General features: G+C 48.0%; 7 protein-coding genes. 1 reads left to right on the forward strand and 6 read right to left on the reverse strand.

Features of this window, described 5'->3' with window-relative positions:
• Window positions 1–25 precede the first annotated feature (25 nt).
• From R3O62_RS09065 to R3O62_RS09090, 6 genes are all read right to left on the reverse strand, one after another.
• On the reverse strand, window positions 26–916 hold the full coding sequence (locus R3O62_RS09065; RefSeq protein ID WP_032531179.1) for a YitT family protein: 891 nt from the start codon (window positions 914–916) through the stop codon (window positions 26–28).
• A gap of 111 nt (window positions 917–1027) precedes the next feature.
• Window positions 1028–2422, reverse strand: coding sequence for a Gfo/Idh/MocA family protein (locus R3O62_RS09070; protein WP_005775661.1), 1395 nt, complete (start codon window positions 2420–2422; stop codon window positions 1028–1030).
• 1102 nt (window positions 2423–3524) lie between these two features.
• On the reverse strand, window positions 3525–5792 hold the full coding sequence (locus R3O62_RS09075; protein WP_032540855.1) for a glycosyl hydrolase family 95 catalytic domain-containing protein: 2268 nt from the start codon (window positions 5790–5792) through the stop codon (window positions 3525–3527).
• Window positions 5793–5974: 182 nt separating this feature from the next.
• A complete protein-coding gene (locus tag R3O62_RS09080; protein WP_317472964.1) occupies window positions 5975–8746 on the reverse strand; it encodes a glycoside hydrolase family 2 protein in 2772 nt (923 codons plus the stop codon).
• Window positions 8747–8872: 126 nt separating this feature from the next.
• The gene (locus R3O62_RS09085) at window positions 8873–12166 is read right to left on the reverse strand and encodes a DUF5107 domain-containing protein (RefSeq protein WP_317472963.1); all 3294 of its coding nucleotides are present in this window, start codon (window positions 12164–12166) and stop codon (window positions 8873–8875) included.
• A 13-nt stretch (window positions 12167–12179) separates the two neighbouring features.
• Window positions 12180–13559 carry a sugar porter family MFS transporter gene (locus tag R3O62_RS09090; RefSeq protein WP_005810153.1) on the reverse strand — a complete coding sequence of 460 codons (1380 nt, stop codon included), beginning with the start codon at window positions 13557–13559 and terminating at the stop codon, window positions 12180–12182.
• A 137-nt stretch (window positions 13560–13696) separates the two neighbouring features.
• Here R3O62_RS09090 and R3O62_RS09095 point away from each other — a divergent pair, with 137 nt between their 5' ends.
• Window positions 13697–14593, forward strand: coding sequence for an AraC family transcriptional regulator (locus R3O62_RS09095; RefSeq protein ID WP_005775668.1), 897 nt, complete (start codon window positions 13697–13699; stop codon window positions 14591–14593).
• The last annotated feature ends 57 nt before the right edge of the window (window positions 14594–14650 follow it).

Here is a 14650-nt window from a genome sequence, read left to right on the forward strand (position 1 = left end):
GTTTCGAGGGTATTAGAATGATAATTTATTTAACTTTTATATGATCAAAGCCTTCTCCGTATACACCGATCACTGCGCTTTGCGAAACAAAAGCAGTCGGATCACAGTCTTTTATCAACCGGAAGATAATGGTTGATTCCCGTTTCTTGGCCAGGACGAACATCATCTTCTGCTCTTTGCCGGTATAGAACCCGGTTGCATTGATGACGGTTACTCCCCGGTGTGGATATTCGTTGATGCGTTTGCCTATTTCTTCGTACTTGTTGGAGATAATGAAGAATTGTACGGATTGTCGTGCACTGTTCACCACCTGGTCCAGCACAAAGCTGCAAACATAAAGAGTCACATATCCGTAAACTACCTTTTCCCAGTCTTTCAATACGAAGTAGCTGGAGGAGATGATGATCAGGTCACAGATCAGCATGACTCTTCCCAGAGTGATGTCGCGGTATTTGTTGATAACAGCCGCAATGATATCTGTTCCTCCGGTACTTCCGTTGGCCGAGAAAGCAATACCGATGCCACTTCCGCAAAAAGAGGCACCCAATACACAAGCCATGAACGGCTGGTCGTGTAGTAAGGTTACGTTCGCCGTTAGTTTTTGGATGATAGACAGGAAGAAGGTTAAAGTGAATACACCGAATATGGTTTTGAGACTGAATCGAAATCCCAGCACTTTGAGGGATACCATCAGCAATACAGCATTGATGGCGAAGTAAGTGTATTGAACCGGAAATCCGGTAGCGAAATAAACAATAGAGGCAATGCCCGGTACTCCACCGGTGGTGATGTCGTTAGGAAGCAGGAAGAGAGTCCAACCGATGCCGTAAAGGATCATTCCCAAGGCAATCATTAAGTAGTCTTTCGTTTCTCTGATTACTCCCTGTTTAGAGGGCTTTGATATTTTCATCTTCATGGATGGGTTGTGTAGTCTTATAATCGGACACGGATTTCATGAACCGGCCGGCATTGCGTAGCGAACTACTTGCCGGAGGACTCGTGAAACCCGTGTCAAAAAGAGGTTTTATTATTTTGCGAAAGCGTGTCTGTAACCTTTCACCTTGTTCCATGCTCCACGAGTGAAGTCAGGGATAGCTACCGGTGCAGAGCTGTTTTCGATAGAAAGCTTGGTCAGGTCGGCCATGCAGCACCATTCTGCAAGGTCATAAACGTCCATATCCAAAGGAAGACCGTTGCGCAGACAGTAAACCAGACGGTAATCCATGATGTAGTCCATACCACCGTGTCCACCTACTTTTTTAGCTGTTTCTTCCAGTTCTTTGTGGATCGGGTGTTTGTATTTATCCATCAGGGCTTTTTTAACGTCAGCGGGTACAGAGCCGTGTGCGTTCAGCTTTTCGTGGTTAGGTACGTCGTTTGAAGCGATCTGAGTCGGACGCATGCAGTATTCTTCGATAGGATATTTGCTTGCATAACCGTCGGCACCTACTACCTGATACATACGGCTGTAAGGACGCGGAGTCATTACGTTGTGCTGAATCAGGATCGTTTTACCTTTTTCCGTACGGATCAGTGTAGAAGTCTGGTCACCGTTCTGGAAATCTTTTACTTCTTTGCCGGTTGTTTTTTTGATGTATGCCGGACCGTTGACAGCCTTTGTATCCATAGATACGAGGTAGTTCATTTTGTCACCACGGTGAATGTCGAGCAGCTGGCAAGCCGGGCCCATACCGTGAGTGGCATATACATCGCCACGATGATTCTGATTGTAATCCATACGCCAGTTGTTCCAGTAGTATGGCCAGAAGTCTTCGAGGTTGTGGATGTAAGCACCTTCTGTGTGAAGCACTTCACCGAATACGCCTTGCTGAGCCATGTTCAGTGTAGTCAGTTCGAAGAAGTCATATACACAGTTTTCAAGCTGCATACAGTGTTTACGAGTTTTTTCAGAGGTATTGATCAGCGCCCAGATTTCGTCCATGGTCATTGCCGAAGGAACTTCGATGGCAACGTGCTTGCCGTGTTCCATGGCGTAGATAGCCATCTGTGCGTGATGTTTCCAGTCAGTCGCGATGTAAACGAGGTCGATATCGTTACGTTCGCAAAGTTTTTTCCAGGCATCTTCGCTACCGGAGTAAGAAGCTGCTTCAGGCAGGCTTGCCTTGGTCAGGATTTTCTGTGCACCGGCTACGCGTTCGGGGATAAGGTCGCAAAGGGCTACGATCTGTGTTCCGGGGATGTGAGTGAAGCGTTCTACTGCACCCGGTCCACGCATACCCAAGCCAATGAATCCGACACGTACCACGTCGAGTTTAGGAGCAGTCAGTCCGACTACGTCTTTTTGTCCGGCGGGACGTACAGGCACTGGAGTCTCGATAGGCTTGATGGTTTGTGCTACTGCACCCGAAGTGCAAGCAAACAATGCAAGTCCGATAAACAGGGCATTTAGATGTTTAAACATGTTTGATAAGATTTGATTAGTTAATAAAATTGTTGTTAATAATAGTGTTTCATTTCTCGTGCAAAGATAAGAATACTTTTCACAACTCTTATCTTTTATACGATTAAAACGTTCTCTGTTACATCTTTAATTCATAGATATTCCGGTTGTTATTATAACAGGATAAATCCTGTCAGCCTGCAGAGACGGTCACTTCCGTTGTTGAATGGAAGATGCCATCTCTGCAGCAGGCTGGTTTTGCTTTCTGCAAAATCCTGGTAATGTCATCTTTTACAAGTTGTTTGAACCCGGTAGTGCAATGTTTTTCCGGGGTATATAATGCAGCGTGTAGTGTGTTGTGGGTTGCAACTCTTTTATTCATTCTTCTGTTTCTTTGTTATGAGATTCTTTTCTTTCGTTTGGTCGCTCGAGCAATAATTTACTTTTTGATATACGCTATAAATACACATCATTGGGGAGTGACCCTCTGTGTTATAGCTTAATTTTATAATATTTTAATAAATGATAAACCTTAAAGCCGCTTTTTACTTTTGAAAGCAGAATGTTCTGAATAGTATGATTCTGATAGTATATCCTGTTTTTTGTTGACTTGCAATCGGTGTGAAATAGTTGAACCGGAGAGCAGAACTGCATATAAAATGAATATGAACCGCAAAAGTATGCGTAGATGGCGTGGATTCTTCTATATATATGCATTGAGGCTTTTAAACTAAGGCTCCGTTTCTAATAAAGAAAGGCGGCATTGGTTTAAAACCAAGGCTCCGTTTCATTAAAACCGAGGCGGCATTGGGGAGGAAGAGAGCAATCGTTATCCTGATTCGGCTTTCTTTTTATTTTTTAGCCCGGTGCAGGCTACCGCCGTTAGAGTGTCAGAATGTTCCTGTTCGGGGGCATAGCAAGAAATAATGTAATGTTTGGACCAGAAAGGATAGTGCCCTGATCCGAAATCAGCCGAAAGGGTGATAACCTGAAAAAATGTAATCGCCGGAGAGGGTGATATTATTCATCGGAAAGAAGACTACCCGGATATAGCGCAGGCTACACCGGGTAGAAAATACAAAATGATAATAAATATACATTGCTGCCTTCTTGTCAGAATGTATCAGGGCTTCAACTCAATCCATTCGCCTGCCTGAGTATCTATGTTGAGAATATCCGGACCGGACAACGTATAGTTTTTATCCGGTTTCAGTGTGCCGGGGCGGGCTATTTTCAACATGCCGCCTTTCTCCGAATAGATACGTACACGGGTGATTTCTCCGCCTTCCATCTGTGCAGAGACAAGGAATGCACCCATCGCACGCAGTCCTTCGAACGATACATCTTTCCACTCTTCGGGCAGTGCGGGGAAGATGCGTATCGTGCCCGTATGGCTTTGCAACAGCATCTCCTGGATGCCCGATGCGAAAGCAAAGTTACCCTCGAGCGTGAAGGGGCGGTAAGTGAAACGGGATTTGCCGCTTTTGGTCTGGTCACCGTTGGCGTGGAAGGTGTTTTTCAGGCAGAAACATTCAGCAAAGGTTCTCAGGGCCTGTGCCGCACCTTTGCCGTCGAATGCCCGGGCTTTCATATTGGCAAGCCAACTGTACGAATAGCCTGTCCAGTAGTCCGGCCCCACTTCGTCGAGCCGCTTCAGGGTGGCCCGTATGATGTGTTGTGACTTTTCTCCGTCGCTCCAGTCTATCAGTCCCATCGGGTGAATGGCCATGGCATGGGAGAAGTGGCGGTGCGATTCATTGTAAGGATATCCTTTGGCAAAGGTGAGGCAACCTTCTTCATCCACATCGTAGTCCGGCAATTGGGCTTCTAAAGCTGCCCAGTGGGACGACTCGTCTGTCAGATTCAGTTCGTGAGCCAGTTCGGCGGCTGCTTTAAAGAGGAAGTGCATCATTGCCAGGTCGTAGTTGGTCATGTCGCTGAACCATGCTTGCAGGGAGTTGTCGAATACTTCGGGACTTGAACTGAATTCCAGTTTGCGTACTCCTTCGGGGGTGACTTCGGAGACTTGTTCCAGGTAGATTGCCACATCTTTAAGGAAGGGGTAAGCACGTTCTTTGAGGAAGGTGCGGTCTGCCGAATATTTCCAGTGCAGATAGAAGTGCTGTGCCAGCCAGGCAGCCACTGTCTGCGACATGGAGTACTGTATCCATCCCCCCATCGGTTCTCCTGTCAGGGTGCAGACGCCCGGTATGTTCATACCTTCGGTTCCGAAATACTGGCGGGTGTAGCGCTTGTATGTATCCCGCTGGTTCCATAAGGTGTTCAGGTATCCCATGCCTTCCGTCAGGTGATTGCCCGTATAGGCGGGCCAATAGCTCAGCTGTGTGTTGAGGTCGTGGTGATAGTCCCCTTTCCAGGGAGGGAGTTTTCCGTTGTCGGCTGTCCATACGGCTTGCAGGGAGATGGGATAGGAGTGTTCGCGGGTGGTAGAGGCGAATTTATACATCTCGTTCTGGTATTGTTTTTGCAAAATGGAGTCGGGCAGAGTAACGGATGATTGTGCCCAGTACTTGTCCCAATATTCCAGATGTGCCTGATAATCCTGTTTTAATCCACGTTGCAGGGCGGCTTCTGCTTTTTCGGCTGCTTTTTCGCCGGATAGGGAAGAGGTGACGCTCCAAGTACCGTACAGGGTTTCTCCTTCCTGTTTCCAACACACTACTACGTCATACCAGAAGTCTCCGTAGCCTTTCTGGTGATAGGTGATCCGGTTGCCTTCGCGGACTGTCTCTCCTTGCTGGTAGCCCAGTCGGTGGAGATCCTGTCCCGAAACCGGATCGAGGCTGCCGTCCGGTTTCGTTTTATTGTATACGGGGGTAAGGATAGACGGCTCTATCGGAGTTTTCAGGTTACGGAATACAAACCATCCGACCGGTTCGGTGGCATGAACAAAAGTCTGCATCTGTGTTCCGTCTGCCCAGTTCGCTTCGCACAGGGCATTATTCAGATAAAGTCGTACTTGGGTGGGAGCGCCTATCTTTTCCAATGGAAACTCGATTGCGGCTCCGGGGATTTTGGATGGGGCAGGGTTCATGTCATAAGGCCAGTCCAGTTTTTTCTGTACGGGCAGATAGTCTTTTGTGCGGATGTGCTCTTTTACCCAGGAGAAGCGGAAGTTATCTCCCGACAGGCTGTCTACCGGGCGCAAGTCCCATAGATCGGTCCGGTCCAGTGACAGGCGCAGGGAGGAGTCGCGTTGCCATACCAGTGCGCCGACGGTGGCGTTGCCCAGAGGCATCGCTTCGTCCCACGATCGGGCAAGTCCGGTGAATACAAGGTCACTCTCCGAAGGAGTGACCGGGCAGTAGTCGTACGAGCTGCAACTGCCCCACAGACCACAACAAAGTAGCAATAGTAGTTTGATTTTCATAATATTAAAAAAGAATGGTTTACGATGATTTACTTTCAGACTTGTGCTATTATAATGAATACAAAGAGAATAGCAGTCACCATAGGGAGGCTGCTATTCTTTTAATAAATTTTAGTCTATGCTCCGGCTATGCGGCGAACCTTCGTCCGGATATAAACGGGTCCGGCGGCTGTCGGACGGTATTATTTATTCAACAACAGTTCGATCGCTTTGCTTCCTTTATTTCCGGATTTCTCTTCGGCTGCCGGAGCGAAGAGTGCGTCCAACTGATAGACAGGCAAACTTCTTTCCGGTTTGAAACGATCGGATGAAACGTAATTCCGGACAGAGGTGAGCAACTGCTGCATGGCAAGCCTTTCACCGATTTTCTTTTCAGGATCGGCGCAGAGCACGAACAATTTTCCTTTTCCTACATTCGCCTCAAACGAGATTCCCAGCTTTTGGTTGGTTTCATAAGAGTCGATGCTTTGTATCAGTGGAGTGATTTCTTTCAGTTCGTCCAGTTCCAGAGCTGTCGAATAGTTAAGGATATCCCACCATTGCCAGTCAGCATAGCTTCCCGTGGGGAAATCGCGGAAAGCAGGGTGCTCGTTATCGATCAGTGTACCTACGATCATCGGGTTCCAGTTGAACATAATCGGATTCCAGAAGTGGCTGGCGAAGTGTGCTTTGCGTCCTTGGCACTTTTCGGGGATCAACAGTACGCTCTTTCCTTCGTCGAGCCACTGTTTGGTCTTGTCATTCCAGGTACGGGTGTAGATAAAGTTAGTCTCTTCAACTTTTGGCTGTTCGGGGTATACCCATACGTCCCATTCATTGCGACAACTTCCCAATTCAGCCTTCAGTGTCAGCTTGCGGGCACTCTCCACACCATTCAGAGATAATTCGATGATCCCAAGCGAATCTACCGTGGCGGGTTGTATTTCTTTTACTTTCAGGCTTCCCTTACGGTACACGGTTCCATCTTCTCCTGTCAATGTCCAGTTCAGTTTCCGGTCTTTCAGGGCATTCTTGCCGTAATGGTAAATCTCCATCTTTGCTTTCAGATTCTCTCCGGTCTTGAAAGTACGTTGGGGCAGGCGTGCCAGAAGCACGGTAGGGGCACACGATTCTCTGAACTTTTCGGGGGATACGAGGCCTTTACTTTCCCAAAAGGCATCGAGGATACCGACAAAAGCGCTGCCCTGTCCTGGGAAATCGGCCAGTCCCAATAATTGGAACCCACCGGAATTGCGAGTGCGCAGCAACGATTCGTTCACCTCTTTATATTGCAGCACTGTGTGTGCTCCGGTTGCTTTGAAGAAATCATCGGCTTGATGCAACATGCCGTTTCTGGCAAGTCGTTCGCGAAACACTTCAAAGTTGCGTGCTTCGACTACGCCTGTATATTTCTTTATTTCTTCGAAGTTGGGGTACATGCAGCGCTGTCCCGTTTCGTGGGCAATCACCGGAACATCGATGTCCGACTCCTTGCAACGATCCCAGTCAGTCGAGGGTTTCCCTTCGTATACGGTGATCCATCCTTTCGAAGTGACGTGCGACACATAATATTGATCCGAGGGAGTGTGTGTGCGGGCGGTTGAGGCGCTGTAAAGACGTCGGTTGTCATAAGCCTGTGCTTTTTTCACCAGATCTTCCAATACGGCAAAATCACCTTCATTTTCGTTTCCGTTACACATCAGGATGAAAGAGGGATGATTGCCATAAGCGTCGAGAATGGCATACATCTCTTTTTCGAAGAAATCGCGTCGGGCAGGATATTTGCCCACGTCTTTGATCCACATGGGGAGTTCGGCCTGGAGGTACATGCCTGTTTCGTCGCCCGCTTCGAATGCGGCTTCCGGCGGACACCAGGAGTGGAAACGTACGTGGTTCATTCCATATTCCTTGATGGTGTTGAAGATACGCTTCCAGTCATCGACGTTTGTCGACGGATAGCCGGTCAGAGGGAAAACCGCGCAGTCCAGCACTCCGCGCAAGTGAATGTCTCTTCCGTTCAGACGGATGTGATGCTTGCCTTGTTCCACACTCCGCATGCCGAAAGTCCGGGTTTGGGTGTCTGTCTTGCCATCTACGTTCCAGCTGGCCTCAAGCTCATATAAATAAGGTGTAAATTCATCCCAGAGTTTCACCTGTTTACCCATCGGAAGGGTTTGCCGAATGCCGGCATGTGCCTGCAGGCTGTCTGCACTCATGCTCTGGCGAACTATCACTTTGCCCCCTTTCTCCCGGATACATAGCTCCAGCGTTCCCGTTTGCCCGTGCTTCAGGGGGGCGGGTTGTACTGCTATTTCCACTTCTTTTGCTGTCACATCGGGATATACATTAATCCGGCGGATGTGCGCTTTTTCTTTGGCATACAGTGAAATGTCACCGACTATTCCATTCCAGTTGGTTTGTGTATATTCGGTAGTTCCGTGGTTCCACTGATCCATTGGATATTTGAGTGTATTGTTTACGCAGATGGTCAGCGTATGGATGCCGGGACTGAGCACCGGAGTCAGTACGAATGTGTTTGGAGTACTCAGGTGCTCCATGACACCTACTTCCTTATCGTCTACGTAGACAGTTGTTTCCCAATGACAACGCTCCAGTTTCAGGTAAATCTCACGGTCGGACCAGTCCTCGGGGATCACTACTTCCCGTTGGTACCAGGCAGCCCCCTGATACTCGAATTTTCGACTCAGGCGGTCTACATAACGTGCGGTGTTTTTGATTCCTTTGCCACCCTGGTCCGTCGATCCGGGCAGCATGATGGTTTCCGAGAGTTTGTCCAGATAGAGCTCGGAGCCGGGAGTCTTGCCGAATCCCATCGGGTCCAGTTGAAAGCGCCACATACCTGACAGGTCGAGGACATCATTTTTTGTCGATTGTGCCATAACGGCCATGGCGAGCAGGCATCCGGTCAGGATCAGGATGGCTCGATGTCGGGTGTTTTGATTTGGTTTTTTCATGATTGTATGGTTTTATTCACCACAGATTACACGGATTTTTACGGATTAATCGTTTATTTCTTTTTGATTGGTAAGATTAAATGTTCTGTACTAATCTGTGTAATCTGTGGTGAGGCCTCATTTCTTTTATATATTCATTAATTTCCGGTGAATCTGTATCCCCTGATGATTGTTATCCATCGAAGCGGCTACTTCAAAGAAGTGTTCGGCTTTTGCCGTATTCCCCAGTCCCAGATGTCCCAGAGCCATCAGATAGTTACAGTGGATGCGGTTCTTCTTATCCATATCGTCTTCCCAGATTAGAAGGTCGGGTAAAGATACGGCAAAATAATCCATCCGGAATATGTCGAAGAGATGTTCTTCTCCATAAGTGATTAATTTGTTGAAGCGGCTGCGTGCCTCTTTCTCTTGTCCCAGTTTTCGGAATGCAAGTCCTTGATAGAAGATCTTGTCCGGTTTTTGGTCGTTGTAATACATGGCAGCGGCTGGCTGGCTGTCTCCCATGCTGGCTTTGAGGAACAGGTCGTGTGCCTCTTTCTGTTTGCCCAGTTGTTGCAGGATGCAGGCTTTGTAATAATTGAAGTCATTCTCCTGTGCTCCAGGGAGTTTGCCTTCACCCAGATGTGGTGGGTATGCGTAGCACTCTTCTATCCGGATGAGTGCCTCATCGTATTCTTTACGCGCGATCAGTTCCTTTGCCAGTTCCAGGCGGGCTATCTGATATTGTGCGGGAACTTTTCCCTCACCGCCTTCCCACGGATGGAATTTTCGCTGATCGATCCGGCGGATGGCTTCCCTGTATTGTCCGGTCTGGTTCAGCAGGGTGACATATTCCAGATATAAATCGTCACGAGTTATTACGATATCCATATATTGTTCCAGAAAAGCCATTCTTTCTGTGTGCGGGCGGTTCAGCCGTTTATACAGCTGATCGAGTTCCATCAGTACGCGGGCGTCGGTCGGATCCAAGCGGAATGCTTTTTCCAGCAAGAGGACGGCTTCTTCCGGGCGATTCAATTTGTTGAAGTAGGCCAGAGCCAGGTTACGCCATACGGTAGGAAATGTTTCGTCCTCACGCGAAGAACGTTCCCAAGCTGCGATGGCAGGGGTATACTGGCGTTTGTCATACCAAAGATTTCCCAAATAATAGAGGGCTTTCGGGGCTTCTCCCATAAAGTCAGCCACACACTGAAGAGCTTCTATCGCTTCCAGGGCATTGGGAAAGCAGTAGTCGGCCGGTTCTTTTTCAGCAAGCCTGATGGCTGTTCGCGCCTTGTCTGTTTCTCCTAAACGAATCAGGCACCAACTCTTGTAATAGTGCAGCAGAGTCTGTTCGCCGATGGGTTGGCCGATAGCCGACTCGGCAACGGCCAGTGCTTCTTCAAATCGTCCTGCAGAGGTATAGTCGAGCACTAATGCCTCGTAGTCGGGTGCGCCGCGTTTTATCAGGTGTCGGAGTTGGGACAGTACGGTTTCTTCCCGGGTTATCAGATATTTTTCGAACAGGCAGCCAAAGTTGAATGCGTCGATTTTCAGGGAGTCTTCTATCCAGGCAAGAGCTTCCTCCGGACGTTCAAGATGGCGGAGGATCATTGCTTTCAGATGGCGACCGCGCAGGTTGTGCCAATTGCGTAATAAGGATTTTTCAATTTCTCCGAGAGCTTCTTCCCAGTTGCCGCGTGAAACGGAGATTTGAGCCAGTGAATAATAGCCTGCATCCTGCCATGCCGCGTTCCAGCACGATTTATAGAATGAATTGTATGCTTCATCGTTTTTTCCCTGGAATTTCAGCGCAAGCCCAAGGTTGTAGAAAGCTTCACCATCATACGGATTAGGATTCTTCTCGGTCAGTCGGGAAATCGCTTTCCGCAGGTAGGGCTCTGCTTGCGCGAACTGTCCTTTGCGTATAAGCCACAGTCCCATGGCATTGTTACAACGGGCGTCTTCATTGTCACGGCGGAGTGCTTCCAAATAATAATCGGTCGGACAATAAGTTGCATGTCGGTATTGTTCCAGATGCAGTCCGGTCAGGTAGAGTTCCTCATTTGTTTTAATTTCTTCCGGTGCGAGGGCGGGTCGGGCTGCTTCCGGAACCTCTTTGATAGTTTCCGGTTCAGCCCTCCAACTGAGCTTCTCCCGTCCGTTGGTACCGTAGATGATGACTTCTGTTTCACTAAGGTCGTTGACGGGGACCAGTCTGTCGAACACTTGTTCCGGAGAGAGGTCGCAGGTTTGTTCAAAACAGATGTTTCCTGCTTTCCGGACTACGATGTGTAATCCCTGTTGGGCAGAGGTAGCGAAGAGCTTTAACCTGCTCTCTGTTCCTTCGGGCTCCAGATTCATCAGGAGTTCCGAAGAGGCGTTTTTCACAACTCCCAGTTCCCGGTAGGGCATGAAGTATTGTGTAAAAGTCTTCTCTTCATAGGGTTGCAGCCAGCTGAAATCCGGTTGATTGTCTGTATAGACTCCTGTCATCAGCTCTATATACGGTCCGTCGGCATCCGTCAGATTGCGGTCCCATGCTTGTCCGAAATCTCCGTTTCCCCACGTCCATTGTTTCTTTCCTGGAGATATGTGATGATTGGCAACATGCAGAACACCTGCCTGGGTGTCGTTTTCGTATCCGCCCACAAAGTTGTATTCGGACCGGATTGCCATGTAGGAAGTCGGTACAGGGATGTTTTTATATCTTGAAATATCCACTCCGGCGGAATAGTCCATCTTGTAGTAGGTTCCGGTAGCGATAGGATAACGGGATACATCCCGCTTTCCATGGTCGAATACGGCGTTAACATCCGAGGGGAATACAGACTGATAGTCTGCGTTGACTGCTACTGCCGGATTGGCCCACCACAGGAAAGTTTGTGGCAGAGGAGTCGGGTTAGAAACTTTTCCCTGTATCTCGAGTACGGCCCGGCCGGGGCGGAGTGTGAATCCGGCTGTCCCTTTCTGGCCGAACATCCGTTCCCGTTCGCTTACCCATACAATGACACTTCCGTCTTTGCATTGTTCAATGCTGTAATCTACCGGCAGGAATGTGCTGGGGCGGTGGTGTTGAGGCCAGTTGAACTCAATGCCCCCTGAAATCCAGGGACCGGTCAGTCCTACCAAAGCCGGTTTTATCACGTGGTTGTAATAAATAAAATGCCGTTGCTTTATTTTATCGAAAGCCATCTGGATGCGTCCTCCTAATTCGGGCAGAATCATGACTTTGAGGTATTCATTTTCCAACCATACGGCATGATAGCTTTTCTCTTCACAAGTGTCTTCAATCTTCTCGATGACCGGATACGGGTATACTACTCCGCTGCTGCCTTGATAGACACGCTTTTCCAGAAACATCGGGTTCTTTTCGGGACGTCCGATGCCATAGGTAGGGAGCAGGATGTCTTCCTCCCATACTTTTACATTCTCTTTCATCTTATTTTATGGATTATTTGATTAATTCTTTTTCTATTTCTTCCAGTGTTTTCCCTTTGGTTTCTGGCAGCTTCCGGCGTATGAACAGGAATCCGGCCAGACAGATGCCACCATACAGCCAGAAAGTACCTTCGGCACCTATACTTTCATTCAAAACGGGGAAGGTATAGGTCAGTACAAAGCAAGCTACCCAAAGGAAGAAGGTGGAGAGGGCCATGGCCATACCTCGTATTTTCACGGGGAAAATTTCGGATAAAACCACCCAGACTACCGGAGCGAGTGACATGGCATAGCAGGCAATGGCAAGCACTACCAGCAGGAGCATAGGCAGACCGCTTACATCCAGAAAGTAGCAAGTTCCCAGTGTCAGGTAAATCAGTGCCAATCCGGCAGAACCGATAAGCATCAGGGTGCGACGTCCCCATTTATCCACTGTATAGATGGCTACGAAGGTAAATATCACATTGGTGATTCCGGTCACTACAATGTTCATCAACACATCGGAAACGGCATAACCGGCCGATGAAAAGATTTCATGTGCATAATTGAAGATTACATTGATGCCACACCATTGTTGGAATATAGCCAGGACGATGCCGATGATCAGCACTTTGCGCATTTCCGGGCGAAAGACAGCTTTCCATTCGTAATCTTGTTTTCCGTCTTGCCCCCGGGTTACTTGTGTCAGTTCTTCCAGGGTCTGCCGGGCATAGGTTTCTCCTCCGATGCGCATCAGTGTTTTCCGTGCTTTCTCCTGTTGATGGACAGTAGCCAGCCAGCGGGGACTTTCAGGGATGACGAATGATAATAGAAAGAAGATTCCTGCCGGAATCAGTTCTGCCCAGAACATCCATCGCCAGGCCCACTCTATACTGGTGTCACTCAGTACGTCGGAACCGTGTGTATAGTATTCTCCTATCTGCCAGTTTGCCAGTTGCGCCAGTAAAATGCCTAATACGATGGTAAGCTGGTTGAGTGATACGAATTTACCTCGTACATGGGCAGGGGAAACTTCTGCGATATAGACGGGGGAAACGTTGGATGCGATGCCGATACCCAGTCCTCCTACAATGCGATAGAAGATAAAATAGGAAAAACTATCGACTATTCCCGTACCTAAAGCTGAAAGCGCAAACAGGAAGGAGGCTATGATGAGCATCTTTTTACGTCCGTACTTGTCACTCCAGACACCCGATAGCAAAGCCCCTACCAGGCAGCCTATCAATGCGCTGCTCATGGCCCAGCCGCGTAGAACTGCTGAATTTTCAATTCCGAAGAAAGGTTCGTAGAAGATTTTAGCTCCACCGATGACAACCCAATCATAGCCGAACAACAGCCCGCCCATAGCTGAGACGATGCAGATTAGTAGTAAATAGCCTTGTGTCTGTTTCATGTTATTAAATGGTTTAAATGATTAATGCAAAGTAAGCGGGTTTGGAGGTGAAAATAAATAGAGAAACCAGCTAAAAAGATGGACTATCTTTCTTTTTTATATGTATATTTGTGACGTGAATCTATGAATCTGTTAGTATGGCAAAACAAAAAGACGGTTTTCTCGGCGAACAGGCATTGGTATTGCCTCCGGCCATTGTACAACGCATGAAGACAGAGCCTGCGACCTCTGTACTGTATATTACCGATATAGGCTATTATCCAAAGGCTTATAATCATTTTCGGGAACGGGATGTTCCGATTGACCAATATGTATTTATCTATTGTACGGAGGGTAGGGGGTGGTTCAGCCTGGATGGGCAGAAGCACCCGGTAGCTCCCAATCAATACTTCATACTTCCGGCAGGACTCCCTCATGCCTATGGCGCCGATGAAAAAGAACCATGGACAATTTATTGGATTCACTTCGGGGGAACACTGGCTTCACTCTATTGTACGCACCGAACTTGCCGGCTCACGGAAATAAAGCCGGGAATGCATTCGCGAATCAGTTACCGGACAGAATTGTTTGAGGAAATATTTCGGGTACTGAAAATGGGGTACAGTCTGGAGAATCTTTCGTATGCCAGCTCTGTATTTCATCATTATCTGGGTTCTTTACGTTATCTCAGGGAGTATCGGGAGGCTTTTTCAGAACACCGCCTGATGGGTGAGGAAGATCCCGTTAGTGCAGCCATTCATTATATGAAGGAGAATTTGGGTAAGAAGCTGACTTTAGCCGAGTTGGCAGATTATACAGGATATTCGCCTTCGTACTTCTCTAATTTATTTTTGAAACGTACGGGCTATGCACCATTGAGTTATTTCAATCAGATCAAGATTCAGAAAGCCTGTCAGTTTCTCGATTTTACGGATATGAAAGTGAATCAGGTATGCTATCGGGTAGGTATTGAAGATGCTTATTACTTTTCACGGCTGTTTAGCCAGATAATGGGTATGTCTCCCAGAGAATATAAGAAGGTGAAAAAAGGATAGAAGAGATCAGGCTGACGGGGAAAGCCGGTTATCGCTTTTCCCCGTCAACTGATAAAG

Origin of the sequence: Bacteroides hominis (assembly GCF_033042785.2) — a bacterium.
Taxonomy (GTDB): Bacteria; Bacteroidota; Bacteroidia; order Bacteroidales; family Bacteroidaceae; genus Bacteroides; species Bacteroides hominis.

What these genes read in the sequence shown, in the direction of transcription:
- R3O62_RS09065 (WP_032531179.1), bottom strand. Translation starts at nt 916, where the DNA reads ATGAAGATGAAAATATCAAAGCCCTCTAAACAGGGAGTAATCAGAGAA.
- R3O62_RS09070 (WP_005775661.1), bottom strand. Translation starts at nt 2,422, where the DNA reads ATGTTTAAACATCTAAATGCCCTGTTTATCGGACTTGCATTGTTTGCT.
- R3O62_RS09075 (WP_032540855.1), bottom strand. Translation starts at nt 5,792, where the DNA reads ATGAAAATCAAACTACTATTGCTACTTTGTTGTGGTCTGTGGGGCAGT.
- R3O62_RS09080 (WP_317472964.1), bottom strand. Translation starts at nt 8,746, where the DNA reads ATGAAAAAACCAAATCAAAACACCCGACATCGAGCCATCCTGATCCTG.
- R3O62_RS09085 (WP_317472963.1), bottom strand. Translation starts at nt 12,166, where the DNA reads ATGAAAGAGAATGTAAAAGTATGGGAGGAAGACATCCTGCTCCCTACC.
- R3O62_RS09090 (WP_005810153.1), bottom strand. Translation starts at nt 13,559, where the DNA reads ATGAAACAGACACAAGGCTATTTACTACTAATCTGCATCGTCTCAGCT.
- R3O62_RS09095 (WP_005775668.1), top strand. Translation starts at nt 13,697, where the DNA reads ATGGCAAAACAAAAAGACGGTTTTCTCGGCGAACAGGCATTGGTATTG.